Annotated in this window: 19 protein-coding genes; 13 read left to right on the forward strand and 6 right to left on the reverse strand. The window is 53.6% G+C overall.

Features of this window, described 5'->3' with window-relative positions; all coding sequences use genetic code 11:
• The first annotated feature begins 14 nt into the window (after positions 1 to 14).
• From dgt to cdaR, 3 genes are all read left to right on the forward strand, one after another.
• Positions 15 to 1,529, forward strand: coding sequence for a dGTPase (dgt, locus tag IM284_RS18140; protein WP_028015571.1), 1,515 nt, complete (start codon positions 15 to 17; stop codon positions 1,527 to 1,529).
• 131 nt (positions 1,530 to 1,660) lie between these two features.
• The gene (degP, locus tag IM284_RS18145) at positions 1,661 to 3,097 is read left to right on the forward strand and encodes a serine endoprotease DegP (protein WP_028015572.1); all 1,437 of its coding nucleotides are present in this window, start codon (positions 1,661 to 1,663) and stop codon (positions 3,095 to 3,097) included.
• 146 nt (positions 3,098 to 3,243) lie between these two features.
• Positions 3,244 to 4,401 (forward strand): DNA-binding transcriptional regulator CdaR, encoded by a 1,158-nt coding sequence (gene cdaR / locus IM284_RS18150; protein WP_032644978.1) that lies wholly within the window; start codon positions 3,244 to 3,246, stop codon positions 4,399 to 4,401.
• 92 nt (positions 4,402 to 4,493) lie between these two features.
• Here cdaR and IM284_RS18155 read toward each other — a convergent pair whose 3' ends face one another.
• The 3 genes from IM284_RS18155 to IM284_RS18165 form a co-directional block, all read right to left on the reverse strand.
• Complete coding sequence (locus IM284_RS18155; RefSeq protein ID WP_014168696.1) at positions 4,494 to 4,880, reverse strand: DUF3461 family protein; 387 nt, start codon at positions 4,878 to 4,880, stop codon at positions 4,494 to 4,496.
• A 213-nt stretch (positions 4,881 to 5,093) separates the two neighbouring features.
• Complete coding sequence (locus tag IM284_RS18160) at positions 5,094 to 6,776, reverse strand: hypothetical protein (protein WP_131701650.1); 1,683 nt, start codon at positions 6,774 to 6,776, stop codon at positions 5,094 to 5,096.
• Positions 6,777 to 6,785: 9 nt separating this feature from the next.
• Positions 6,786 to 7,322 (reverse strand): hypothetical protein, encoded by a 537-nt coding sequence (locus IM284_RS18165; RefSeq protein WP_047363662.1) that lies wholly within the window; start codon positions 7,320 to 7,322, stop codon positions 6,786 to 6,788.
• Positions 7,323 to 7,573: 251 nt separating this feature from the next.
• Here IM284_RS18165 and IM284_RS18170 point away from each other — a divergent pair, with 251 nt between their 5' ends.
• Complete coding sequence (locus IM284_RS18170; RefSeq protein ID WP_041911197.1) at positions 7,574 to 8,206, forward strand: DNA-binding protein; 633 nt, start codon at positions 7,574 to 7,576, stop codon at positions 8,204 to 8,206.
• Here the strand turns inward: IM284_RS18170 and dapD are convergent.
• The 3 genes from dapD to map form a co-directional block, all read right to left on the reverse strand.
• Complete coding sequence (dapD, locus tag IM284_RS18175) at positions 8,203 to 9,027, reverse strand: 2,3,4,5-tetrahydropyridine-2,6-dicarboxylate N-succinyltransferase (RefSeq protein ID WP_008501915.1); 825 nt, start codon at positions 9,025 to 9,027, stop codon at positions 8,203 to 8,205. The genes IM284_RS18170 and dapD overlap by 4 nt on opposite strands.
• Before the next feature lie 32 nt (positions 9,028 to 9,059).
• Positions 9,060 to 11,735 (reverse strand): bifunctional uridylyltransferase/uridylyl-removing protein GlnD, encoded by a 2,676-nt coding sequence (gene glnD / locus IM284_RS18180; RefSeq protein ID WP_193055857.1) that lies wholly within the window; start codon positions 11,733 to 11,735, stop codon positions 9,060 to 9,062.
• 62 nt (positions 11,736 to 11,797) lie between these two features.
• Positions 11,798 to 12,592: a type I methionyl aminopeptidase gene (gene map, locus IM284_RS18185; RefSeq protein ID WP_028015578.1), complete on the reverse strand. Its 795-nt coding sequence runs from the start codon at positions 12,590 to 12,592 to the stop codon at positions 11,798 to 11,800.
• Positions 12,593 to 12,914: 322 nt separating this feature from the next.
• On the opposite strand from map, the gene rpsB reads away from it, so the two are divergent.
• The 9 genes from rpsB to bamA all read left to right on the forward strand — a co-directional run bounded on the left by rpsB (position 12,915) and on the right by bamA (position 23,132).
• Positions 12,915 to 13,640, forward strand: coding sequence for a 30S ribosomal protein S2 (gene rpsB, locus IM284_RS18190; protein WP_003856207.1), 726 nt, complete (start codon positions 12,915 to 12,917; stop codon positions 13,638 to 13,640).
• A gap of 117 nt (positions 13,641 to 13,757) precedes the next feature.
• Complete coding sequence (tsf, locus tag IM284_RS18195; RefSeq protein ID WP_028015579.1) at positions 13,758 to 14,609, forward strand: translation elongation factor Ts; 852 nt, start codon at positions 13,758 to 13,760, stop codon at positions 14,607 to 14,609.
• Between the two features lie 150 nt (positions 14,610 to 14,759).
• On the forward strand, positions 14,760 to 15,485 hold the full coding sequence (gene pyrH, locus IM284_RS18200; RefSeq protein WP_008501910.1) for a UMP kinase: 726 nt from the start codon (positions 14,760 to 14,762) through the stop codon (positions 15,483 to 15,485).
• A 167-nt stretch (positions 15,486 to 15,652) separates the two neighbouring features.
• Complete coding sequence (frr, locus tag IM284_RS18205) at positions 15,653 to 16,210, forward strand: ribosome recycling factor (RefSeq protein ID WP_003856180.1); 558 nt, start codon at positions 15,653 to 15,655, stop codon at positions 16,208 to 16,210.
• A 95-nt stretch (positions 16,211 to 16,305) separates the two neighbouring features.
• Complete coding sequence (ispC, locus tag IM284_RS18210) at positions 16,306 to 17,505, forward strand: 1-deoxy-D-xylulose-5-phosphate reductoisomerase (RefSeq protein ID WP_193055858.1); 1,200 nt, start codon at positions 16,306 to 16,308, stop codon at positions 17,503 to 17,505.
• A gap of 185 nt (positions 17,506 to 17,690) precedes the next feature.
• A complete protein-coding gene (ispU, locus tag IM284_RS18215) occupies positions 17,691 to 18,449 on the forward strand; it encodes a (2E,6E)-farnesyl-diphosphate-specific ditrans,polycis-undecaprenyl-diphosphate synthase (protein WP_028015581.1) in 759 nt (252 codons plus the stop codon).
• A gap of 12 nt (positions 18,450 to 18,461) precedes the next feature.
• Positions 18,462 to 19,319: a phosphatidate cytidylyltransferase gene (gene cdsA / locus IM284_RS18220; protein WP_041911193.1), complete on the forward strand. Its 858-nt coding sequence runs from the start codon at positions 18,462 to 18,464 to the stop codon at positions 19,317 to 19,319.
• A gap of 11 nt (positions 19,320 to 19,330) precedes the next feature.
• A complete protein-coding gene (rseP, locus tag IM284_RS18225; RefSeq protein ID WP_041911192.1) occupies positions 19,331 to 20,683 on the forward strand; it encodes a sigma E protease regulator RseP in 1,353 nt (450 codons plus the stop codon).
• A gap of 31 nt (positions 20,684 to 20,714) precedes the next feature.
• Entirely contained in the window at positions 20,715 to 23,132 is a 2,418-nt protein-coding gene (bamA, locus tag IM284_RS18230; RefSeq protein WP_028015584.1) for an outer membrane protein assembly factor BamA, read from the forward strand.
• Positions 23,133 to 23,253 lie beyond the last annotated feature (121 nt).

Genomic DNA, 23,253 nt, shown 5'->3' on the forward strand with positions numbered 1-23,253 from the left:
ACGCGGGGGAGCACATGTCACCAATCGATTTTCGTACCAAAATTAACTGGCACCGACGTTTCCGTTCGCCGCAGGGCGAAAAGAGCGAACATGAGATCCTGCGTATCTTCGAAAGCGATCGCGGCAGGATTATTAACTCGCCCGCCATCCGGCGTCTGCAGCAAAAGACCCAGGTATTCCCGCTGGAGCGTAACGCCGCGGTGCGCACGCGCTTAACCCACTCCATGGAAGTGCAGCAGGTCGGGCGTTATATTGCCAAAGAGATTTTAAGCCGCCTCAAAGAGCAGCGTTTACTGGAAACCTATGGCCTGGATGAGCTGACGGGGCCTTTCGAGAGCATCGTTGAGATGGCCTGCCTGATGCATGACATCGGCAACCCGCCTTTTGGCCATTTTGGCGAGGCGGCTATTAATGACTGGTTTAAACAACGGCTTTATCCGTCGGATGCGGCAAGCCAGCCACTCAGCGATGACCGCTGCATCGTGCGCGATTTACGCCTGCGTGAAGGCGAAGAAGGGCTGAACGATCTGCGCCGCAAAGTGCGCCAGGATCTCTGTCACTTTGAGGGCAACGCGCAGGGGATCCGGCTGGTGCACTCCCTGATGCGCATGAACCTGACCTGGGCGCAGGTTGGCTGCATTTTGAAATATACGCGTCCCGCGTGGTGGATGGGGGAGACGCCTGCATCCCACAGCTATTTAATGAAAAAACCGGGCTATTACCTTTCCGAAGAGGCCTATATAGAACGGCTGCGTAAAGAACTTTCCCTGACGCCAAACGGCCGATTCCCATTGACGTGGATTATGGAAGCCGCCGACGATATTTCCTATTGCGTGGCTGACCTGGAAGATGCCGTTGAGAAAAGAATATTCAGCGTCGAGGAGCTTTATCAGCATCTTTATGCGGCATGGGGAACCCATGAAAAAGGATCGCTGTTTGCGCAGGTTGTCGAAAATGCCTGGGAAAAATCGCGCTCAAATACGTTGAGCCGCAGTACGGAAGATCAGTTCTTTATGTATTTGCGGGTTAATACATTAAATAAACTGGTGCCGTATGCCGCCTCGCGCTTTATTGATAATTTGCCGCAAATCTTTAGCGGGGAATTCAATCACGCGCTGCTGGAAGATGACAGCAGTTTCAGCCAACTCCTTGAGCTTTATAAACATGTGGCGATGCGGCATGTGTTCAGCCATCCTGATGTCGAGCAGCTGGAACTGCAGGGATACCGTGTAATCAGTGGATTACTGGAAATTTATTCCCCGTTGCTTCAACTCTCCGTCGAGGAGTTTAGCGAGCTGGTGGAAAAAGAACGCGTGCGGCGAATTCCTATCGAATCCCGGCTTTATCAGAAACTTTCTACCCGTCATCGGCTGGCGTATGTCGAAGCGATGGGTAAGCTGGATCGCCACGCTCTGGAATGGCCGGTGATGGAATATTATTATCGCTGCCGTCTAATCCAGGACTATATCAGCGGCATGACCGATTTGTATGCCTGGGATGAATACCGCAAGCTCATGGCCGTGGAATAATTCCGGAGTTTTGTAAAGAAGGCCAATAAATTTTTACCTTTTCCATAAACTTATGGCCGGAACTAAGCGGTATAAAATGAATCTGAGTTACACAGCAATTTTGCGTTACCTGTAAATCGAGATTGAGAAACATGAAAAAAACCACATTAGCAATGAGTGCACTGGCTCTGAGTTTAGGTTTAGCGCTGTCTCCTCTGACTGCTACTGCAGCCGAGACCGCGTCGTCGGCAGCAACCGCGCAGCAGATGCCAAGCCTGGCACCGATGCTCGAAAAAGTGATGCCATCGGTGGTGAGTATTAACGTTGAGGGCAGCACGACCGTCAATACGCCGCGCATGCCGCGTAACTTCCAGCAGTTCTTCGGTGACAATTCACCGTTCTGCCAGGACGGTTCGCCATTCCAGAGTTCTCCGTTCTGTCAGGGCGGTGGCGCAGGGGATGACGGCCAGGGCGGCGGCCAGCAACAGAAATTCATGGCGCTTGGTTCCGGTGTGATTATTGATGCCGCAAAAGGCTACGTGGTCACCAACAACCACGTTGTGGATAACGCCAGCACCATTAAAGTACAGCTGAGCGATGGTCGTAAATTCGATGCTAAAGTGGTGGGTAAAGATCCGCGCTCCGACATCGCGCTGATCCAGATTCAGGATCCGAAGAACCTGACGGCGATTAAAATTGCCGACTCCGATGCGCTGCGCGTGGGCGATTACACCGTCGCTATCGGTAACCCGTTCGGTCTGGGTGAAACCGTGACCTCGGGTATCGTCTCTGCGTTGGGCCGTAGCGGCCTGAATGCGGAAAACTATGAAAACTTCATCCAGACGGATGCGGCCATTAACCGTGGTAACTCCGGCGGTGCGCTGGTGAACCTGAACGGCGAGCTGATCGGTATCAACACCGCTATTCTGGCACCGGACGGCGGTAACATCGGTATCGGCTTTGCTATCCCGAGCAACATGGTGAAAAACCTGACTGCTCAGATGGTGCAGTACGGCCAGGTGAAACGCGGTGAGCTGGGTATTATGGGTACCGAGCTGAACTCCGAGCTGGCGAAAGCGATGAAGGTGGATGCGCAGCGCGGTGCGTTCGTCAGCCAGGTTATGCCGAACTCCTCTGCAGCGAAGGCGGGCATTAAAGCGGGTGATGTGATCACCTCTCTGAACGGTAAACCGATCAGCAGCTTTGCCGCCTTGCGTGCGGAAGTGGGCTCGATGCCAATTGGCAGCAAAGTGACCCTTGGCCTGCTGCGTGACGGCAAACCGGTTAACGTAAGCCTGGAGCTGCAGCAGAGCAGCCAGAATCAGGTGGACTCCAGCACCATCTTCAGCGGAATTGAAGGCGCAGAGATGAGTAACAAGGGCCAGGACAAAGGCGTGGTGGTGAACAACGTGAAAGCAAATTCACCTGCTGCCCGTATCGGCCTGAAAAAAGGCGATGTGATCATGGGGGCTAACCAGCAACCGGTGAAAAACATCGCTGAACTGCGCAAAATTCTCGACAGCAAACCGTCCGTGCTGGCGCTGAATATCCAGCGCGGTGACACCTCAATTTACCTGCTGATGCAGTAATTCTCTTAAGCCCCTGTACGCAGGGGCTTTCTTGTTTCTGTGACGCCTACCGCAACTCCATACTTCCCCCTCTCACTTTGTGCATTCGCACAATGCAGTCGCTGTTGAACTTCCCTATGCTTGAGCTCTGCTCACAGGAGGGTTACATGGCTGGCTGGCATCTTGATACCAAAATGGCGCAGGATATTGTGGCGCGCACCATGCGCATCATTGATACCAATATCAACGTAATGGATGCCCGCGGGCGCATTATTGGCAGCGGCGATCGCGAGCGTATTGGGGAATTGCACGAAGGAGCCCTGCTGGTGCTCTCTCAGGGCCGCGTGGTTGATATCGATGATGCGGTAGCGAAACACCTGCACGGCGTGCGTCAGGGGATCAACCTGCCGCTGCGTCTGGAAGGGGAAATTGTTGGCGTCATCGGCCTGACGGGCGAACCGGAATCCCTGCGTAAATACGGCGAGCTGGTCTGTATGACGGCGGAAATGATGCTGGAGCAGTCGCGTCTGATGCATCTGCTTGCCCAGGACAGCCGTTTACGCGAGGAGCTGGTAATGAACCTGATTCAGGCGGAAGAACATACGCCTGCACTCAGCGAATGGGCGCAGCGTCTGGGGATCGATCTGAACCAGCCGCGCGTGGTGGCGGTGATTGAGGTCGATAGCGGACAGCTTGGCGTAGACAGCGCGATGGCCGAGCTGCAGCAGCTGCAAAATGCGCTAGCGACGCCTGAGCGCGACAACCTGGTGGCGATCGTCTCGCTGACGGAAATGGTGGTACTCAAACCCGCGCTCAATGCGTTCGGCCGCTGGGATGCGGAAGATCATCGTCGTCGCGTGGAACTGCTGATTTCACGTATGCAGGAGAACGGCCAGTTGCGTTTTCGCGTTGCCCTGGGCAATTACTTTACCGGGCCGGGCAGCATCGCCCGGTCCTGGCGTACCGCGCGCACCACCATGATGGTGGGCAAGCAGCGGATGCCGGAGAGCCGCAGTTATTTCTATCAGGATCTGATGCTGCCGGTGCTGCTCGACAGCCTGCGCGGCGGCTGGCAGGCCAATGAGCTGGCGCGGCCATTAGCGCGCCTGAAGGCGATGGACAACAATGGGTTGCTGCGCCGGACGCTGCAGGCGTGGTTTCGCCATAACGTGCAACCGCTGGCGACCTCAAAAGCGCTGTTTATTCACCGCAATACGCTTGAGTACCGGCTAAACCGGATCTCGGAGCTGACGGGGCTGGATTTGGGGAACTTTGACGACAGGCTGCTGCTCTATGTCGCCTTGCAGCTGGACGAACAGAGATGACTGAGTGCGGTCTGGTGCCCTCACCCCATCCCTCTCCCACGGGGAGAGGGCGCAAACACTAAAAACGGCAATCAGGGATTGCCGTTTTGCTTTTATTTCCGCGTTAATTTCTCAAGATCCGCTTCAATCTCGCTGATCTTGTTGGTGACAACGCTTTCAAGGTGACGCAGATCGTCGAGGATCTTACGCTTGAGATCGACTTCGGTGCGATCGCGCTGGCAAATCTGATCGAGTTCATCGATCACATAGCGCAGGTTAGGGCTGATTTCCTGCACCTCTTTGTACCCTTGTCCTACGCCGTCAGCGACGACGGTCTTACGCTGGCGTGGATATTTAAACTTCACGCTCTTGGCGAAAAACTCTCCTTTATCCTTGTGAAAATAGATTTTTAAAATGTCGTTGTTGGCTTCCTGGCGAAGGCTGTAACGATCGATTTCATCAGGATTGGTAATGCCCAGACTTTTCAGATTATCGTACATAGCGGTACCCTTATCTCAACATAACCTTTGAATAATTAATGAAAAAATTCCTTTTTGCCACCCTCATATATAAAAAAAGCGGGGTCGATCCTGATTACATTTCACTGAAATTACCGGGCAGGGAAGGTGCATTGCCCCCACTCGTTTATTGTTGTTTTTAACGACTACGTCAAGTGGAAATCATTTTAATACCAAAACCTGACGATCTGAGCGCTAGCGCAGTAAGGCGATGGAGGCCAGCATTTCGCTTTCCGTGGTGGCAATTTCCTGTTCCAACAGTTCGTCGATCCGCTGTTTTTTGATTGCCTGATTGACGCCGAACAGATCGAGCTTATCCAGCAGGAACATCACCAGCGCCGTAATCACGGCGGTCAGGACCGATGAGAGTAAAATGGGGAGCGGTCCTGGTAGACCAAGGCCGCTGAGCCATGACTCAAGGCCAATAGCGGCAAAGACGGAAAGAGAACCTGCTACAAGCTTAAGAATGGCATCGCCTTTTTGGGCCATACTGCTGTGTTTATCCCTGAGGATCGGTACCGTCTGCATCAGGACCTTAAAGCCTTCTTTTACCATCCGCATGATGTTTTTGAACACGCCAACGAAGCAGTTAACAATCCCTTCCAGCAGCATCGACACGAAATTTTTAATAAAGCCGACGGCAACATCTTTTAATAAAACGACAGCGTTTTTGAGAATGTGATCTTTCATGCGACCAAGACGAATCGACAGAGCCTGCGAAAAATCGCTCGCACCTACGCCAGCTTCAATACCGTGCGTTAAACAGCTGCGCAGCTCATAGTAAAGAGGCTTGATAATGAAGAGAATGAGATCGCCCAGCGACTGATGACCTGATGCCTGGGCCGCATCTTTCGCTAGAACTTTTTGGACGTCGCGATCCTTGCGGATATTATCAAATACGGTTTCATTGGTTTTGGTATCCATCGTTTGCTGCGCGATGTCCATTTTCTCGACCATCACCTGTCGCGTTTTGATTTCCTCTTCTGTCAGCGGATGCGCGACATCTTTTTTCCCTTTTTTGACAACTACAAAGCCCTGATCGATCTCCTGCTGGAGTTCTTCGCGGGTTTTAGCGAACTTACCGGTTTTCTCGCCACGGTTGTTTTGCATGCTGGTAACAGCATAATTTTCGTCAATATTGAGAATATTTTTGATGTCATCAAGCTTCAGAGCCTTGTTGCTTTTGAGGTTGTTGCATACTTCGGCGCACGAGACGACATGATCGACTTCGGCAGCCTGCTTCTGCTCTCCCTCGCTTTTCGCATGTTTTTTGTACTGGTAGATCGTGCCGTTACCATATTCATCCTCAGCGCGCAGACTACCGGAGAAATGGTTCTCTTTACGGGCCTTCATTTTTGCACCATCGCGCATGTTCAGAGAGTCGTTGTTGCGCGTCATTTCGCCGCCGTTAAACGACGATTGTTCAGAAAAACGGTCAATGTTTTGACGCTCGTTCAAGTGCTCGCTGTAGCTATCCAGCATAAAGGCATTTCTTTCGGGCGCTTCGTAACTGAACGCCCGGCACTCCTGGTACAGGCGGGACGGGGTAACACCTTGTCGGGTGCCGATATTGCAGGCGCGCATTGTGCCGTCGAGCAGGCTGAGAAACACGGGTTCGAGGATATTGTCGATGGCGCTGCCCGTTGAGATTACGTTCAGGCGGGCCATAACGTCGTCGTTGCTGACCGTCAGGTTGGCCCCCATGATCGCTTCGCGGTAAATGCTGCCGGTATCGCACCCCTTTATAAATGCAGCATCGACTTCTCCGGTCAGATGAGCTTTGATGGCGGACGCCGTCGCCACGGATTTTAGCGCAGGGGCATTCCGCACCTGTTGCAGCTTTTTCATTCTGGCGAGATGTGCATTAAGATTTGTCATCCGTCGTCCTCAGGCCGCAACCAGTAAGTTCCAGGAGGCCATAAAATCACTTTCGCTTTGTGTTCTTAGCTCATCCTGACTTGCCATCATGCCAACAATGAGGCTAAACCTCTCCAGGCTTTTCGCATCGTTAAGCTGATATTCATTTATAAGTGACCAAACCGTTGGCAGATTGGGCGGTGTTTCGACCATCTCGACGATCTTCTGCTGAACGGCTTGAGGTAACTTTTCCCGCGGAACAAGACCAGACACTGCATCATCCAGCAGGGCAATATTTTCCGCTGGGGTCTTGCCATTAGCCTTGATGCAGCATGTCCCCAGCGCATACGCCGCGAGGATAAAGTCATCCCGTTTACTGATATCGCGCATCTTGTCCGCCAGTTCAGTCTGGAGTTTTTTGATCTTTTCGGCATATTCAGCTTTTGCGATCTGCTGCCCTTCAGCAATCCCTTCGTCTTTGCCGTTATTTTTTCCCCATAAATACGTCCCGGCCAGAGTGACCAGACCTGCGATCCCCGCACCAATTATTTTGCCGTAATGACTCATTGCACGATTCCCGTTTATTGTCCGCAAGGCCAGATTATTATTTGCTGTTCACGAATAATATCGTTAATCCTGTTTTTCAACAAACCTATGTTTTAAAAGAAAAAATTTGCATTAAGTAACGAGGTGAACTTGCTTGTAAAGAGATTCATCATTGTTACTTCAGCTGAGAAAAGGCGAGCGAGACGGGTATTCAAAAGCGGGGAAATGAGGCAAAGTTATCGCACGAAAGCGTAGCCCGCGGGGATAATGACATGTCAGGACGCATTGATTATCAGATCGAAAAATACAGCTTTGGCGCCGCAGATGAGAGCCCAAGGCTCACGCACCAGTGGGCAGAAGTTGCCGCAGAGTGCCGCCAGCTAAAAGCGGGTGCGGAAGAGCGTTTACGTATTGCCTTACTGAACGTGGATTATGTCACCAGCTTCGAACTGCCGTTCCGACTGGTGCTGACCCGCGCCCCTCAGCTTATCGCCGGGCTGCGCGATGAGTTTCAGCTAAGCCAGAAGAACGTCATCTTTAACGGCAAGCGCTTTGGCTGCGTCTACAGCCTGAAAGCCGATCTCAATGCGATTCCTGAGGCTTTTCAGTACCGCATGAGCACCCGCATTCGGCGGATCGATCCCACCGGGCTTACTGCAGAGCCCTTCCGGCAGATCGCCAAAGAGGTAAAAGCGCCGCGTGAGCGACTGAAGCTGGCGCTGGAGTCGGGTCTGGCCGTGACGGCTCTCGACGGGCTTTTCTGGCTGGGGAGCCAGCGTATGGCGGCGGATATCGCAGGGTTGAGAAAAAAGGGAATGGCAATCGCCACTGCGGAAACGGACGTTTTTGATGATTACACCGGGACGCACAGGCGCGTCCCGGTTTATCAACGCGTCGGGGATTAGTCGATGGTGCGCAGCAGTTCGTTGATGCCCACTTTACCGCGGGTTTTCGCATCCACTTTCTTCACGATAACGGCACAGTACAGGCTGTATTTACCGTCTTTTGACGGCAGGTTACCGGAAACGACCACTGAGCCCGCCGGAACGCGACCGTAGTGCACTTCGCCGGTTTCGCGATCGTAAATGCGGGTGCTCTGGCCGATGTAAACGCCCATGGAGATCACGGAGCCTTCTTCCACGATCACGCCTTCAACCACTTCTGAACGCGCGCCGATGAAGCAGTTGTCTTCGATGATGGTCGGGTTAGCCTGCAGTGGCTCCAGAACGCCACCGATGCCGACGCCGCCGGACAGGTGAACGTTTTTACCGATCTGCGCGCAGGAACCGACGGTTGCCCAGGTATCGACCATGGTGCCTTCGTCAACGTACGCACCGATGTTCACATAGGATGGCATCAGCACGGTGTTGCGTGCGATGAATGCGCCCTGACGAACTGCCGCTGGTGGGACTACGCGGAAGCCTTCTTTCTGGAAACGCGCTTCGTCGTAATCCGCGAATTTCATTGGCACTTTATCGAAGTAGCGGCTTTCTGCTCCGTCGATAACCTGGTTATCGTTGATGCGGAAAGAGAGCAGCACGGCCTTCTTCAGCCATTGATGAGTAACCCACTGACCGTCGATTTTTTCTGCCACGCGCAGGGCGCCGGAATCCAGCAGGGAAATAACCTGGTTTACCGCTTCACGGGTCACGGTATCCACATTTGCCGGAGTGATCTCGGCGCGACGCTCAAAAGCGGACTCAATAACGTTCTGTAACTGCTGCATTGTTTACTCTTTCCATTTTACTAAAAAACACGTCACCCTTTATCGTTTGGATTGAGGGCTGCTGTCAACCGTTGTTGCACTTCAAGCTGCAGGTCATTATTAAGGGCACGCCGATCGGCGGTGGCGATTATAAATAAATCTTCTACTCGCTCGCCAATGGTTGTAATTCGGGCCCCATGAAGCGAAATTCCCAGATCGGCAAAAACCTGGCCGACGCGGGCAAGCAGCCCTGGCTGGTCGAGCGCGATCAGCTCCAGGAACGATTTACGGTCGGTGTGGGTCGGCAGGAAGTTGACCTCGGTATCGACGGTAAAGTGGCGTAACTTAGCCGGCTGACGGCGCGGCTGCGGTGGCTGCCAGCTGCGCTGCGTGATCGCCTGCTCCAGACCGAAGCGTATCCCTTCATGCCTGTCCGAGGACAGCGGGCTGCCGTCCGGCTCCAGCACAATAAAGGTATCCATCGCCATGCCGTCGCGGGTGGTAAAAATCTGCGCGTCGTGAACGCTCAGGTTACGCCTGTCCAGCTCGGCGCAGACGGCAGCAAACAGATAAGGCCGGTCCGGGCTCCAGATGAATATCTCCGTTCCGCCGCGCGTGGCCTGCGGGCTCAGCAGGATCATCGGTTGAGACAGATCGTGCTTCAGCAGGTGCCGCGCGTGCCAGGCAAGCTGGTTTGGGCTGTGGCGCACAAAATAGTTGGCACGGCAGCGGGCCCAAATCTGATGCAGCGCTTCTTCATCAATGTTATCCATCCGCAGCAGCGCCAGCGCCTGCAGCTGGTGATGACGCACACGCTCGCGCATGTCCGGGGTGTTTTGCATCCCGCGTCGCAGCTGTTTTTCGGTGGCGAAGTACAGCTCGCGCAGCAGGCTCTGCTTCCAGCTGTTCCACAGGGTCTCGTTGGTGGCGCAAATATCGGCCACCGTCAGGCAGACCAGATAGCGCAGACGGTTTTCCGTTTGAACTTCTTCGGCGAACTGCTTAATTACCTCAGGGTCCTGAATATCGCGACGCTGGGCGGTGACCGACATCAGCAGGTGATGGCGCACCAGCCAGGCGACCAGCTGCGTTTCGCGCGAATTGAGACCGTGCAGTTCGGCAAATTTCAGCACGTCCTGTGCGCCCAGCACCGAGTGATCGCCGCCGCGGCCCTTGGCGATGTCGTGGAACAGGGCGGCAATCAGGATCAGTTCCGGATGGGTCAGGCGCGGCCACAGCTCCACGCACAGCGGGTGGCGGGAGCGCGTCTCTTCTTTGGCAAAGCTTTCCAGCTTGAGCATCACGCGGATGGTGTGTTCATCCACCGTGTAGGCGTGGAACAGATCGAACTGCATCTGCCCAACGATGTGCGACCACTGCGGCATATAGGCCCACAGCACGCTGTGGCGGTGCATCGGCAGCAGCCCGCGGCTGACGGCACCCGGATGGCGGAGCATGCTCAGGAACAGCGAGCGCGCTTCCGGGATGTAACACAAAGGCTGCGTCAGATGGCGGCGCGCGTGGCGCAGATGGCGCAGGGTGGTGGAGTAGATCCCGGTGATGGTGCTGTTGCGCACCATGGTATAGAACATCCGCAGGATCGCTTCCGGCTCGCGGATAAACAGCGTTTCGTCGCGCAGATCGATAAGCGTGCCGCGCAGCTGGAATTCGTCATCAATCGGGCGCGGCTTTTCGTCGGCAGTCAGGGCCAGAATGGCCTCGTCGAACAGCTGCAACAGCATCTGGTTCAGCTCGGTGACCCGGCGGGTGACGCGGAAGAAATCCTTCATCATCTGCTCAACCGGCTCGTTGCCTTCGCCCTGATAGTTCAGCCGCTGCGCTACGCTGAGCTGACGGTCAAACAGCAGGCGGTTATCGTAGCGGGTCACTTCCAGATGCAGGGCAAAACGGATGCGCCACAGCAGGTGCAGACACTCGTTCAGCTCGTTACGCTCGGCCTCGGTCAGGAAGCCAAAGCCGACCATCTCGTCCATCGAGGTGGCACCAAAGTGGCGACGGGCGACCCACTGTAACGTGTGGATGTCGCGCAGGCCGCCGGGGCTGCTTTTAATATCAGGTTCAAGATTATAGCTGGTGCCGTGGTAGCGCTGGTGGCGCTGGTTTTGCTCCTCGACCTTGGCGGCGAAGAATTTCTCAGATGGCCAGAAGCCGTCGCTGAAAATATGCTTTTGCAGCTCCAGGAACAGCGCGACGTCGCCAATCAGCAGGCGGATTTCAATCAGGTTGGTGGCGACGGTCAGGTCCGATAGCCCCTCCAGCAGGCACTCTTCCAGGGTGCGCACGCTGTGGCCCACTTCAAGCTTGACGTCCCACAGCAGAGTCAGCAGCTCGCCTATTTTCTGCGCCTGTTCGTCCGGCAGCTTTTTGCGGCTCAGGATCAGCAGGTCGATATCGGAAAGCGGATGCAGCTCCCCGCGGCCATAGCCCCCGACGGCAACCAGCGCGACGTCGCTCACCTGCCCGAAACCGTAGTCGATCCACAGACGCTGCAGGAGCTGGTCGATAAATTCGGTGCGCGCTTCGATGAGCTGCTCGGCAGAGACGCCCGCGTCGAACGCGCTGCCCAGCCAGCGGTGGAAAACATCCATATGGGCTTTTATGTGCGCGCAGGTCAGCTCGTGCGGCGGCCAGACGCCCGGGTTATCGGGCTGGTCGGGGAGGGTGGGAAGTGCTGTGTTAGCATACTGTTCGGGTAATAGATTACTCATCGTGCGCCACCCATAAGAAAAAGCTATCGCCATTAAAAAAGCCGGCATTTGCCGGCTTCTTATCACTCAATGTTCGTCAGTATCGCCGGGATGGTGTCATCCTTGCGCAACGTCATAATTTCGCAGCCGTTGTCCGTTACCACAATAGTATGCTCGTACTGGGCAGACAAGCTTCTGTCTTTGGTTTTCACCGTCCAGCCGTCTTTCATGGTGCGGATGCGGTAGTCACCGGCGTTGACCATCGGTTCGATGGTGAAGGTCATCCCTTTTTGCAGCACCACGCCGCCGTCATCAGCATCATAGTGCAGAACCTGCGGCTCTTCATGGAAGACGCGGCCAATGCCGTGACCGCAGTATTCGCGCACCACGGAGAAACCTTCCGCTTCCACGAATTTCTGAATTGCGGCACCGAGGGTGCGCAGGCGGATGCCCGGCTTAACCATTTTCAGCGCCAGGTACAGGCTCTCTTGCGTCACTTTGCACAGACGCTCGCCCAGAATCGTTGGTTTGCCAACGATGAACATCTTCGAGGTGTCACCGTGGTATTCGTCTTTAATGACGGTCACGTCGATGTTGACGATATCGCCATCTTTCAGCAGTTTTTCGTCGTCCGGAATACCGTGGCAAACCACTTCATTAATAGAGATGCAGACGGATTTCGGGAAACCGTGGTAGCCGAGACAGGCGGAAACCGCGTGCTGCTCGTTAACGATATAGTCATTACAGATGCGATCCAGTTCGCCGGTGCTGACGCCCGGCTTCACGAACGGCTCGATCATTTCCAGCACTTCCGCGGCCAGACGACCGGCGACGCGCATCTTTTCAATTTCTTCAGGTGTCTTAATAGAGATAGCCATGTAATCTGTCCATCGGTGTCGATTTTTTCGACAATACTAGTCTAAGTGTCGTCAATGGTATCAGTCAGGCACACCCCGTGCCAAATTGAGAATCATTAACAGCACACTCCGCCAACAACTGTTGGTTTCTGGTCGTGTTTTGTGGTATAAAGCGCGCCGGACTTCCGATCCATCTCAGATACACAGGCTGGACGGAAGCGACAAATCTCACTTTGTGTAACAACACACACGTATCGGCACATATTCCGGGGTGCCCTTCGGGGTCGGTAATATGGGATACGTGGAGGCATAACCCCAACTTTCAATATAGAGGTTTTAAAACATGGCAACTGTTTCCATGCGCGACATGCTCAAGGCTGGTGTTCACTTTGGTCACCAGACCCGTTACTGGAACCCGAAAATGAAGCCTTTCATCTTCGGCGCGCGTAACAAAGTTCACATCATCAACCTTGAGAAAACTGTACCAATGTTCAACGAAGCCCTGGCTGAGCTGAACAAGATCTCTTCCCGTAAAGGTAAGATTCTGTTCGTTGGTACTAAGCGCGCTGCAAGCGAAGCTGTGAAAGATGCTGCTAACAGCTGCGACCAGTTCTTCGTGAACCATCGCTGGTTGGGCGGCATGCTGACCAACTGGAAAACTGTTCGTCAGTCCATCAAGCGCCTGAAAGATCTGGAAACCCAGTCTCAGGACGGTACTTTCGACAAGCTGACTAAGAAAGAAGCGCTGATGCGCACTCGTGAACTGGACAAGCTGGAAAACAGCCTGGGCGGTATCAAAGATATGGGCGGCCTGCCAGACGCGCTGTTCGTAATCGATGCAGACCACGAGCACATCGCTATCAAAGAAGCTAACAACCTGGGTATCCCGGTATTTGCTATCGTTGATACCAACTCCGATCCGGACGGTGTTGACTTCGTTATCCCGGGTAACGACGACGCAATCCGTGCTGTTAGCCTGTACCTGAGCGCTGTAGCTGCTACCGTTCGTGAAGGCCGTTCCCAGGATCTGGCTTCTCAGGCGGAAGAAAGCTTCGTAGAAGCTGAATAATAAGGTTTTACCCCTTATTAGTACCGTGTATGAATAGGGGCCCATTATCGGCCCCTTTCTTCAATTTACACTGTTTGGCCTCCGGCCGGGCAGTTCACATCTCCCGAGGATTTAAGAATGGCTGAAATTACCGCATCCCTGGTAAAAGAGCTGCGCGAGCGTACTGGCGCAGGCATGATGGATTGCAAAAAAGCGCTGACTGAAGCGAACGGCGACATCGAGCTGGCAATCGAAAACATGCGTAAATCCGGTGCGATCAAAGCAGCTAAGAAAGCAGGCAACGTTGCTGCTGACGGCGTGATCATCACTAAAATCGACGGCACCTACGGCATCATTCTGGAAGTTAACTGCCAGACTGACTTCGTTGCTAAAGATGGCGGTTTCCAGGCATTTGCGAACAAAGTTCTGGACGCAGCGGTTGCTGGCAAAATCACTGACGTTGAAGTTCTGAAAGCACAGTTCGAAGAAGAACGTGTTGCGCTGGTTGCTAAAATCGGTGAGAACATCAACATCCGTCGCGTATCTTCCCTGGAAGGCGAAGTACTGGGTTCTTACCAGCACGGCGCACGTATCGGTGTTCTGGTTGCGGCTAAAGGCGCTGACGAAGAGCTGGTTAAACAGCTGGCAATGCACATCGCTGCAAGCAAACCAGAATTCGTTAAGCCAGAAGACGTGTCTGCTGAAGTGGTAGAAAAAGAGTACCAGGTTCAGCTGGACATCGCGATGCAGTCTGGTAAGCCAAAAGAAATCGCAGAGAAAATGGTTGAAGGCCGCATGAAGAAATTCACCGGCGAAGTTTCTCTGACTGGCCAGCCTTTCGTTATGGATCCAAGCAAGTCTGTTGCTCAGCTGCTGAAAGAGCACAACGCTGACGTAACTGGCTTCATCCGCTTCGAAGTGGGCGAAGGCATCGAGAAAGTTGAGACTGACTTCGCAGCAGAAGTTGCTGCAATGTCCAAGCAGTCTTAATGATTGAAAAGGAGCCGCCTGAGGGCGGCTTCTTTTTGTCACCCGTCACAGGAAATCAGACAGGCTCCAGTATCGCCGTGCTGATTTGCGGCATATTATGTCGCCAGAATTAACTCCCATCTTAATCGTTGACAGTCTCAGGAAAGAAACATGGCTACCAATGCAAAACCCGTGTACAAACGCATTCTGCTTAAGCTGAGTGGCGAAGCGCTGCAGGGATCGGAAGGCTTCGGTATTGACGCAAGCATCCTTGATCGCATGGCACAGGAAATCAAAGAACTGGTCGAACTGGGTATCCAGGTTGGCGTGGTCATTGGCGGTGGCAACCTTTTCCGTGGTGCTGGTCTGGCGAAAGCGGGAATGAACCGCGTTGTGGGCGACCACATGGGTATGCTGGCAACCGTGATGAATGGCCTGGCAATGCGTGATGCGCTCCATCGCGCCTACGTGAATGCCCGCCTGATGTCCGCGATTCCCCTGAATGGCGTATGCGATAATTACAGCTGGGCAGAGGCCATCAGCCTGCTGCGCAACAACCGCGTGGTGATCCTCTCCGCCGGTACGGGTAACCCGTTCTTTACCACCGATTCCGCTGCCTGCCTGCGCGGTATCGAAATTGAAGCCGACGTGGTGCTGAAAGCGACCAAAGTAGACGGCGTGTTTACTGCCGACCCGGCAAAAGATCCTTCTGCGACCATGTACGATCAGCTGAGCTACAGCGAAGTGCTGGATAAAGAGCTGAAAGTGATGGATCTTGCCGCCTTCACGCTGGCTCGCGACCACAAACTGCCGATCCGTGTCTTCAACATGAACAAGCCTGGCGCACTGCGTCGCGTGGTCATGGGCGAAAAAGAAGGCACTTTGATCACGGAATAATTTCCGTCGACGATAAATACAGGTAAGATTCCGCTTTACTTTGTAGTGGTATCTTACCTGGACGCGCCTTTGGCGTTGTCATGAATTAAACGCGACTATACTTAGCACACCTGTAGCGCTGTGCTGGCGGATAGTCTGCCTGAGACAAGTTTTCAAGGATTCGTAACGTGATTAACGACATCAGAAAAGATGCTGAAGTACGCATGGACAAATGCGTAGAAGCGTTCAAAAACCAAATCAGCAAAATCCGTACTGGCCGTGCTTCCCCAAGCCTGCTGGATGGCATCATCGTAGAATACTACGGTACGCCAACCCCTCTGCGTCAGCTCGCGAGCGTGACGGTTGAAGATACCCGTACGCTGAAAATCAACGTCTTCGATCGCTCTATGAGCCCGGCCGTTGAGAAAGCGATCATGGCTTCTGACCTGGGTCTGAACCCAAGCTCAGCGGGTGCTGACATCCGCGTTCCGCTGCCTCCGCTGACGGAAGAGCGTCGTAAAGATCTCATCAAAGTGGTTCGCGGTGAAGCTGAGCAGGGTCGTGTTTCCGTGCGTAACGTGCGTCGCGATGCGAACGATAAAGTGAAAGCACTGCTGAAAGAAAAAGAGATCAGCGAAGATGACGATCGTCGTTCTCAGGACGACATTCAGAAAATGACCGACGCTGCCATCAAGAAAATTGATGCGGCGCTGGCAGAAAAAGAAGCGGAACTGATGCAGTTCTGATTTCTGTCGTACACTGATAAACGCCGTTCAGAGGGACTTCGGGTCTTGCTGGCGGCGTTTTGCTTTTATCTGGTCTAACTTTTTTCGGGCATCTCATGAAGCATTTAACACTCCTCGGCTCAACCGGTTCCATTGGTTGCAGTACTCTCGACGTCGTCCGCCATAATCCTGAACTTTACACCGTGACAGCGCTGGTGGCCGGTAAGAATGTGCAGCGTATGGTCGAGCAGTGCCTGGAGTTTATGCCCCGCTATGCGGTGATGGATGACGAAGAGGGCGCGCGCCTGCTAAAAGCCCAACTGCGTGAGAAGGGCAGCCGAACCGAGGTGCTGAGTGGCCAGCAGGCGGCCTGCGAGATGGCGGCGCTGGATGAGGTTGACCAGGTTATGGCGGCCATTGTCGGCGCAGCCGGGCTGCTGCCGACACTTGCTGCGATCGATGCCGGTAAAGATGTTTTGCTCGCCAATAAAGAGTCGCTGGTGACCTGCGGACGTCTGTTCATGGACGCGGTAAAACAGCGCGGGGCGCGTATTTTACCGGTCGACAGCGAGCACAACGCCATTTTTCAGAGTTTACCGCAACCTTTTCAACAGAACCTGGGGTACGCTGACCTGGAGCAGAATGGCGTTGTGTCGATTCTGCTTACCGGGTCTGGTGGCCCGTTCCGTGAAACGCCACTGTCTGAACTGCGCGCAATGACGCCGGATCAGGCGTGCCGTCATCCGAACTGGTCAATGGGGCGTAAAATCTCCGTGGATTCTGCCACCATGATGAACAAAGGTCTGGAATACATTGAAGCGCGCTGGCTGTTTAATGCGTCGGCGAAACAGATGGAAGTACTGATCCACCCGCAGTCGGTGATTCACTCGATGGTGCGCTATCAGGATGGCAGCGTGCTGGCACAGCTCGGCGAGCCGGATATGCGTACGCCTATTGCTCATTCAATGGCATGGCCGAACCGGGTGAAATCCGGCGTGAAGCCGCTTGATTTCTGTAAGCTCAGTTCTCTGACGTTCAGTGAACCAGACTACGATCGTTATCCTTGTCTGAAGCTTGCAATGAACGCCTTTGACCAGGGGCAGGCGGCGACGACGGCACTGAATGCAGCCAATGAAATTACCGTTGACGCATTTCTGAATCAGCAGATCCGTTTTACCGATATCGCGTCCTTAAATTTATCGGTACTGGAAATGATGGATTTGCGCGAGCCACAAAGCGTGGAAGAGGTGCTGGCGGTGGATACAGCTGCTCGTGATATTGCGCGTAAACAGGTGACACGTCTCGCAAGCTGGTGATAAAGCAAGCACTAGTGGTCGTGCTATTTGTTAGCGTTGGGCTTCAGTGATATAGTCTGCGCCACCTGATCGCAGGAATTTGACTTTATGTGGTCAGGTAAGCCGTGGTTTGACACGGCTTTTTTATGTACAGGCTTAAGTATTCCTGAGTACCGTTAAATCCTTTCAGGGACAAAAAACGCGTTATGTTGTCTGCGAATCAACCAATAAGCGAAAACTTGCCAGCTCATGGCTGCCGTCATGTAGCAATCATTATGGATGGCAACGGGCGCTGGGCGAAAAGACAAGGGAAAATACGAGCCTTTGGGCATAAAGCGGGAGCGAAATCTGTTCGCCGCGCCGTCTCTTTTGCCGCCAATAACGGCATTGATGCGTTAACGCTCTATGCTTTTAGCAGTGAAAACTGGAATCGACCTCCGCAGGAAGTGACTGCGTTGATGGAATTGTTCGTGTGGGCGCTAGACAGCGAAGTAAAAAGCCTGCACCGCCACAACGTTCGCCTGCGCATCATTGGCGATACCAGTCGTTTTAACTCACGTTTGCAGGAGCGGATTCGTAAAGCAGAAGCGCTGACGGAAAATAATACCGGTCTGACGCTCAACGTTGCGGCGAATTACGGTGGACGCTGGGATATTATCCAGGGCGTTCGGCATCTGGCCGAACAGGTTCAGGAAGGGCTGTTGAGACCCGACCAGATTGATGAAGAGGCGCTGAGCAAGCAAATCTGCATGAATGAACTGGCACCTGTGGATTTGGTAATTAGGACAGGGGGGGAACATCGCATAAGTAACTTTCTGATATGGCAAATTGCCTATGCTGAACTTTACTTTACGGATGTTCTCTGGCCCGATTTTGATGAACAAGACTTTGAAGGTGCGCTGCATGCCTTTGCCAATCGAGAGCGTCGTTTCGGCGGCACCGAGCCAGGTGGCGACAAAGCCTGATGGGGGTAGCTTTTGCTGAAGTATCGCCTGATTTCCGCTTTTGTTTTAATACCCATTGTCATTGCGGCGCTGTTTTTACTGCCCCCGGTGGGATTCGCCATTGTCACGCTGGTAGTGTGCATGCTTGCCGCGTGGGAGTGGGGACAGTTTAGCGGCTTTACCTCGCGCAGCCAGCGAGTATGGCTTGCGGTACTCTGTGGCTTTATCCTGGCCATAATGCTGTTTACGTTGCCTGAATATCACCATGATATTCATCAACCGCTGGTTGCCGGCTCCTTGTGGATGTCGTTGGCCTGGTGGGTTGTTGCGCTGTTACTGGTGCTTTTTTATCCAGGTTCGGCCGCAATCTGGCGTCATTCAAAAGTGCTGCGACTGATTTTTGGTTTGCTCACCATTGTTCCGTTTTTCTGGGGCATGGTCGCGCTGCGCGCCTGGCACTATGACGAAAATCACTACAGCGGTGCGATCTGGCTGCTTTATGTGATGATTCTCGTCTGGGGGGCTGACTCCGGGGCCTATATGTTTGGTAAACTGTTTGGCAAACATAAGCTGGCACCAAAAGTTTCGCCGGGGAAAACCTGGCAAGGCTTCATCGGCGGCTTGTTTACGGCAGCGATCATCTCCTGGGGCTATGGCGTCTGGGCAGATCTGGCCGTGGCACCATCAATACTGCTGGTGTGCTCGATTTTTGCTGCACTTGCCTCAGTGCTCGGTGATTTAACCGAAAGTATGTTTAAGCGTGAAGCAGGGATTAAGGACAGCGGACATCTTATTCCAGGGCATGGCGGTATACTGGATCGCATTGACAGCCTGACAGCGGCTGTTCCAGTATTTGCTTGCCTGCTTTTACTGGTATTCGGGACGATTTAACGGAAGGTTTTATGCTGAGCATTCTCTGGAATCTGGCGGCGTTCATTGTTGCACTGGGTGTACTGATTACCGTGCATGAATTTGGCCATTTCTGGGTTGCTCGCCGTTGCGGTGTGCGGGTAGAGCGATTCTCCATTGGTTTTGGCAAATCACTCTGGACGCGCACCGATCGTCACGGCACGGAATTTGTCATCGCCCTTATCCCGCTTGGCGGCTACGTCAAAATGCTCGACGAACGTGTTGAGCCTGTCGCTCCCGAACTGCGACACAGTGCGTTTAACAACAAAACCGTTGGACAACGCGCCGCTATCATCGCTGCCGGACCGGTAGCCAACTTCATCTTTGCGATTTTCGCTTACTGGCTGGTGTTTATCATCGGCGTCCCTGGCGTGCGTCCGGTAGTGGGGGATATTGCCCCTGACTCCATCGCGGCGAGTGCGCAAATTACCTCCGGGATGGAACTTAAAGCGATTGATGGCATCGAAACCCCTGATTGGGATGCCGTGCGACTGCAGCTGGTAGCCAAAATTGGCGATCCGCAGACAACTATCAGCGTATCGCCGTTTGGGTCAGACGCGCGTCAGGACAAAGTACTGGATTTACGCCACTGGCGTTTCGAGCCAGACAAAGAGGATCCCGTCGCTGCGCTGGGCATTCGTCCCCGCGGCGCGCAGATTGAGCCGGTATTAGCCGAAGTACAGGCAAATTCGGCGGCGAGCAAAGCGGGTTTGCAAGCTGGCGACAGGATCGTTAAAGTCGATGGTCAACCATTAACAGAGTGGATGACCTTTGTTACTCTGGTGCGCGATAATCCGGGGACGTCCCTCGCGCTGGAAGTTGAAAGGCAAGGCAGTCCGCTTTCGCTGACGCTGATCCCGGATACGAAGTCGGTCGGCAAAAAGGCAGAAGGGTTTGCAGGCGTTGTGCCAAAAGTGATCCCGCTGCCAGATGAGTACAAGACAATACGCCAGTATGGGCCGTTTAGCGCCATTCTTGAAGCCACGGATAAAACATGGCAACTGATGAAGCTGACGGTCAACATGTTGGGGAAATTGATAACCGGTGATGTGAAACTGAACAACCTCAGTGGGCCAATCTCGATTGCTCAGGGGGCTGGGATGTCAGCGGAGTTCGGGGTGATTTACTATCTCATGTTCCTCGCGCTTATTAGCGTGAACCTTGGGATTATCAACCTGTTCCCGCTTCCCGTTTTAGACGGGGGTCATCTGCTGTTTTTAGCGATTGAAAAGCTAAAAGGCGGGCCGGTATCCGAGCGAGTTCAAGACTTTAGTTATCGCATTGGCTCGATTTTGCTGGTGCTGTTAATGGGGCTTGCACTTTTCAATGATTTCTCTCGGTTGTAAGAGAGTTAGTTAGGAAGAACGCATAATAACGATGGCGATGAAAAAGTTGCTCATAGCGTCGCTGCTGTTTAGCAGCGCCACCGTATACGGTGCTGACGGGTTCGTAGTGAAAGATATTCATTTCGAAGGCCTTCAGCGTGTCGCCGTTGGTGCGGCCCTCCTCAGTATGCCTGTGCGCCCCGGCGATACGGTTAATGATGAAGATATCAGTAACACCATCCGTGCTCTGTTTGCCACCGGCAACTTTGAGGACGTCCGCGTCCTGCGCGATGGTGATACGCTGCTGGTACAGGTAAAAGAACGTCCAACGATCGCCAGTATCACTTTCTCCGGCAACAAGTCGGTGAAAGATGACATGCTCAAGCAAAACCTTGAAGCATCGGGTGTTCGTGTGGGTGAATCTCTGGACCGCACAACCCTTTCAGACATTGAAAAAGGTCTGGAAGACTTCTACTACAGCGTCGGTAAATACAGCGCCAGCGTGAAAGCGGTTGTCACTCCGCTCCCGCGTAACCGTGTTGACCTGAAGCTGGTCTTCCAGGAAGGTGTTTCTGCGAAGATCCAGCAGATCAACATCGTGGGTAACCACGCGTTCAGCACCGACGAACTGATCTCGACCTTCCAGCTGCGCGATGAAGTGCCGTGGTGGAACGTGGTTGGCGATCGTAAATACCAGAAACAGAAGCTGGCGGGCGACCTTGAAACCCTGCGCAGCTACTATCTGGATCGCGGTTATGCCCGCTTCAACATCGACTCGACTCAGGTCAGTCTGACTCCGGACAAGAAAGGTATCTACATTACGGTTAACATTACTGAAGGCGATCAGTACAAGCTTTCTGGTGTTGAAGTGAGTGGTAACCTGGCGGGGCATTCTGCTGAGATCGAATCGCTGACCAAAATTCAGCCGGGCGATCTGTACAGCGGATCCAAAGTCACCAAAATGGAAGACAGCATTAAGAAGCTGCTCGGCCGCTATGGTTATGCCTATCCGCGCGTACAAACTCAGCCGGAAATCAACGATGCGGATAAAACCGTTAAGCTGCACGTTAACGTTGATGCGGGTAACCGTTTCTACGTGCGTAAGATCCGCTTCGTCGGTAATGACACCTCTAAAGACTCCGTTCTGCGTCGTGAAATGCGTCAGATGGAAGGGGCGTGGCTGGGCAGCGACCTGGTCGACCAGGGTAAAGAGCGTCTGAACCGTCTGGGCTATTTTGAAACCGTAGATACTGAAACTCAGCGTGTACCGGGCAGCCCGGATCAGGTTGATGTCGTTTATAAAGTGAAAGAGCGTAACACCGGTAGCTTTAACTTCGGCGTGGGCTACGGCACGGAAAGCGGCGTGAGTTTCCAGGTAGGCGTCCAGCAGGATAACTGGCTGGGTACGGGTTACTCTGTTGGTATTAACGGTACCAAAAACGACTACCAGACCTACTCTGAGTTCTCCGTTACCAACCCATACTTCACCGTTGACGGTGTGAGCCTGGGCGGTCGTATCTTCTATAACGACTTTAAAGCGGATGATGCAGATCTGTCTTCCTACACCAACAAAAGTTACGGTGTGGACGGAACGCTTGGCTTCCCGGTTAACGAATACAACACCCTGCGAGCGGGCTTAGGTTACGTGCATAACGACCTGTCCAACATGCAGCCGCAGGTGGCGATGTGGCGTTATCTGGATTCCATCGGCCAGTCGGCGAGTACCTCCAGCGATGACAACGGTTTTGCTGCAGATGACTTCACCTTCAACTATGGCTGGACCTACAACCGTCTTGACCGCGGTTTCTTCCCAACGGAAGGCTCTCGCGTTAACCTGAACGGTAAGGTGACCATTCCTGGTTCCGATAACGAGTTCTACAAGGTGACGCTGGATACCGCGTCCTACTTCCCGATTGATGACGATCACAAGTGGGTGGTGCTGGGTCGTACCCGTTGGGGCTATGGTGACGGTATCGGCAGTAAAGAGTTGCCGTTCTATGAGAACTTCTACGCGGGTGGTTCAAGCACCGTGCGTGGCTTCCAGTCTAACAACATTGGTCCGAAAGCGGTTTATTACGGCGGTAATGATGAAGATAACTGCGCAAGCCGTGATCCAAAACAAGTATGTAGCTCTGATGATGCGGTAGGCGGTAACGCCATGGCCGTGGCCAGCCTGGAGTTCATCACCCCAACGCCATTTATCAGTGATAAATACGCGAACTCCGTACGTACGTCCTTCTTCTGGGATGCGGGTACGGTGTGGGATACCAACTGGGAGAATACTGCCCAGATGCGCGCGGCTGGCGTTCCAGACTATAGCGATCCGGGCAATATTCGCATGTCTGCCGGTATCGCATTACAATGGATGTCACCGCTGGGGCCGTTGGTCTTCTCCTACGCCCAGCCGTTTAAGAAATACGATGGAGACAAAGCGGAGCAATTCCAGTTTAACATTGGTAAAACCTGGTAATAATCCGCTGCAATGGAATGCGTTGGCAGTGTAGCGCTGACAACCGGCGATCGGTAAAACGGTCGCCTTGCCACGCAAAGAACGGTACCTTCTGGTGCCAATGGGATGGTAAGGAGTTAAT

This window comes from Enterobacter cloacae complex sp. P12RS (genome assembly GCF_014895875.1).
GTDB classification, from domain to species: Bacteria; Pseudomonadota; Gammaproteobacteria; order Enterobacterales; family Enterobacteriaceae; genus Enterobacter; species Enterobacter bugandensis.

Excerpts from the sequence above, each read along its gene's own strand:
- rpsB (WP_003856207.1), top strand. The coding sequence starts at position 12,915 with ATGGCAACTGTTTCCATGCGCGACATGCTCAAGGCTGGTGTTCACTTT.
- tsf (WP_028015579.1), top strand. The coding sequence starts at position 13,758 with ATGGCTGAAATTACCGCATCCCTGGTAAAAGAGCTGCGCGAGCGTACT.
- bamA (WP_028015584.1), top strand. The coding sequence starts at position 20,715 with ATGGCGATGAAAAAGTTGCTCATAGCGTCGCTGCTGTTTAGCAGCGCC.
- dapD (WP_008501915.1), bottom strand. The coding sequence starts at position 9,027 with ATGCAGCAGTTACAGAACGTTATTGAGTCCGCTTTTGAGCGTCGCGCC.
- degP (WP_028015572.1), top strand. The coding sequence starts at position 1,661 with ATGAAAAAAACCACATTAGCAATGAGTGCACTGGCTCTGAGTTTAGGT.
- ispU (WP_028015581.1), top strand. The coding sequence starts at position 17,691 with ATGTTGTCTGCGAATCAACCAATAAGCGAAAACTTGCCAGCTCATGGC.
- IM284_RS18155 (WP_014168696.1), bottom strand. The coding sequence starts at position 4,880 with ATGTACGATAATCTGAAAAGTCTGGGCATTACCAATCCTGATGAAATC.
- IM284_RS18160 (WP_131701650.1), bottom strand. The coding sequence starts at position 6,776 with ATGACAAATCTTAATGCACATCTCGCCAGAATGAAAAAGCTGCAACAG.
- pyrH (WP_008501910.1), top strand. The coding sequence starts at position 14,760 with ATGGCTACCAATGCAAAACCCGTGTACAAACGCATTCTGCTTAAGCTG.
- ispC (WP_193055858.1), top strand. The coding sequence starts at position 16,306 with ATGAAGCATTTAACACTCCTCGGCTCAACCGGTTCCATTGGTTGCAGT.
- dgt (WP_028015571.1), top strand. The coding sequence starts at position 15 with ATGTCACCAATCGATTTTCGTACCAAAATTAACTGGCACCGACGTTTC.
- cdaR (WP_032644978.1), top strand. The coding sequence starts at position 3,244 with ATGGCTGGCTGGCATCTTGATACCAAAATGGCGCAGGATATTGTGGCG.
- glnD (WP_193055857.1), bottom strand. The coding sequence starts at position 11,735 with ATGAGTAATCTATTACCCGAACAGTATGCTAACACAGCACTTCCCACC.
- IM284_RS18165 (WP_047363662.1), bottom strand. The coding sequence starts at position 7,322 with ATGAGTCATTACGGCAAAATAATTGGTGCGGGGATCGCAGGTCTGGTC.
- map (WP_028015578.1), bottom strand. The coding sequence starts at position 12,592 with ATGGCTATCTCTATTAAGACACCTGAAGAAATTGAAAAGATGCGCGTC.
- IM284_RS18170 (WP_041911197.1), top strand. The coding sequence starts at position 7,574 with ATGTCAGGACGCATTGATTATCAGATCGAAAAATACAGCTTTGGCGCC.
- rseP (WP_041911192.1), top strand. The coding sequence starts at position 19,331 with ATGCTGAGCATTCTCTGGAATCTGGCGGCGTTCATTGTTGCACTGGGT.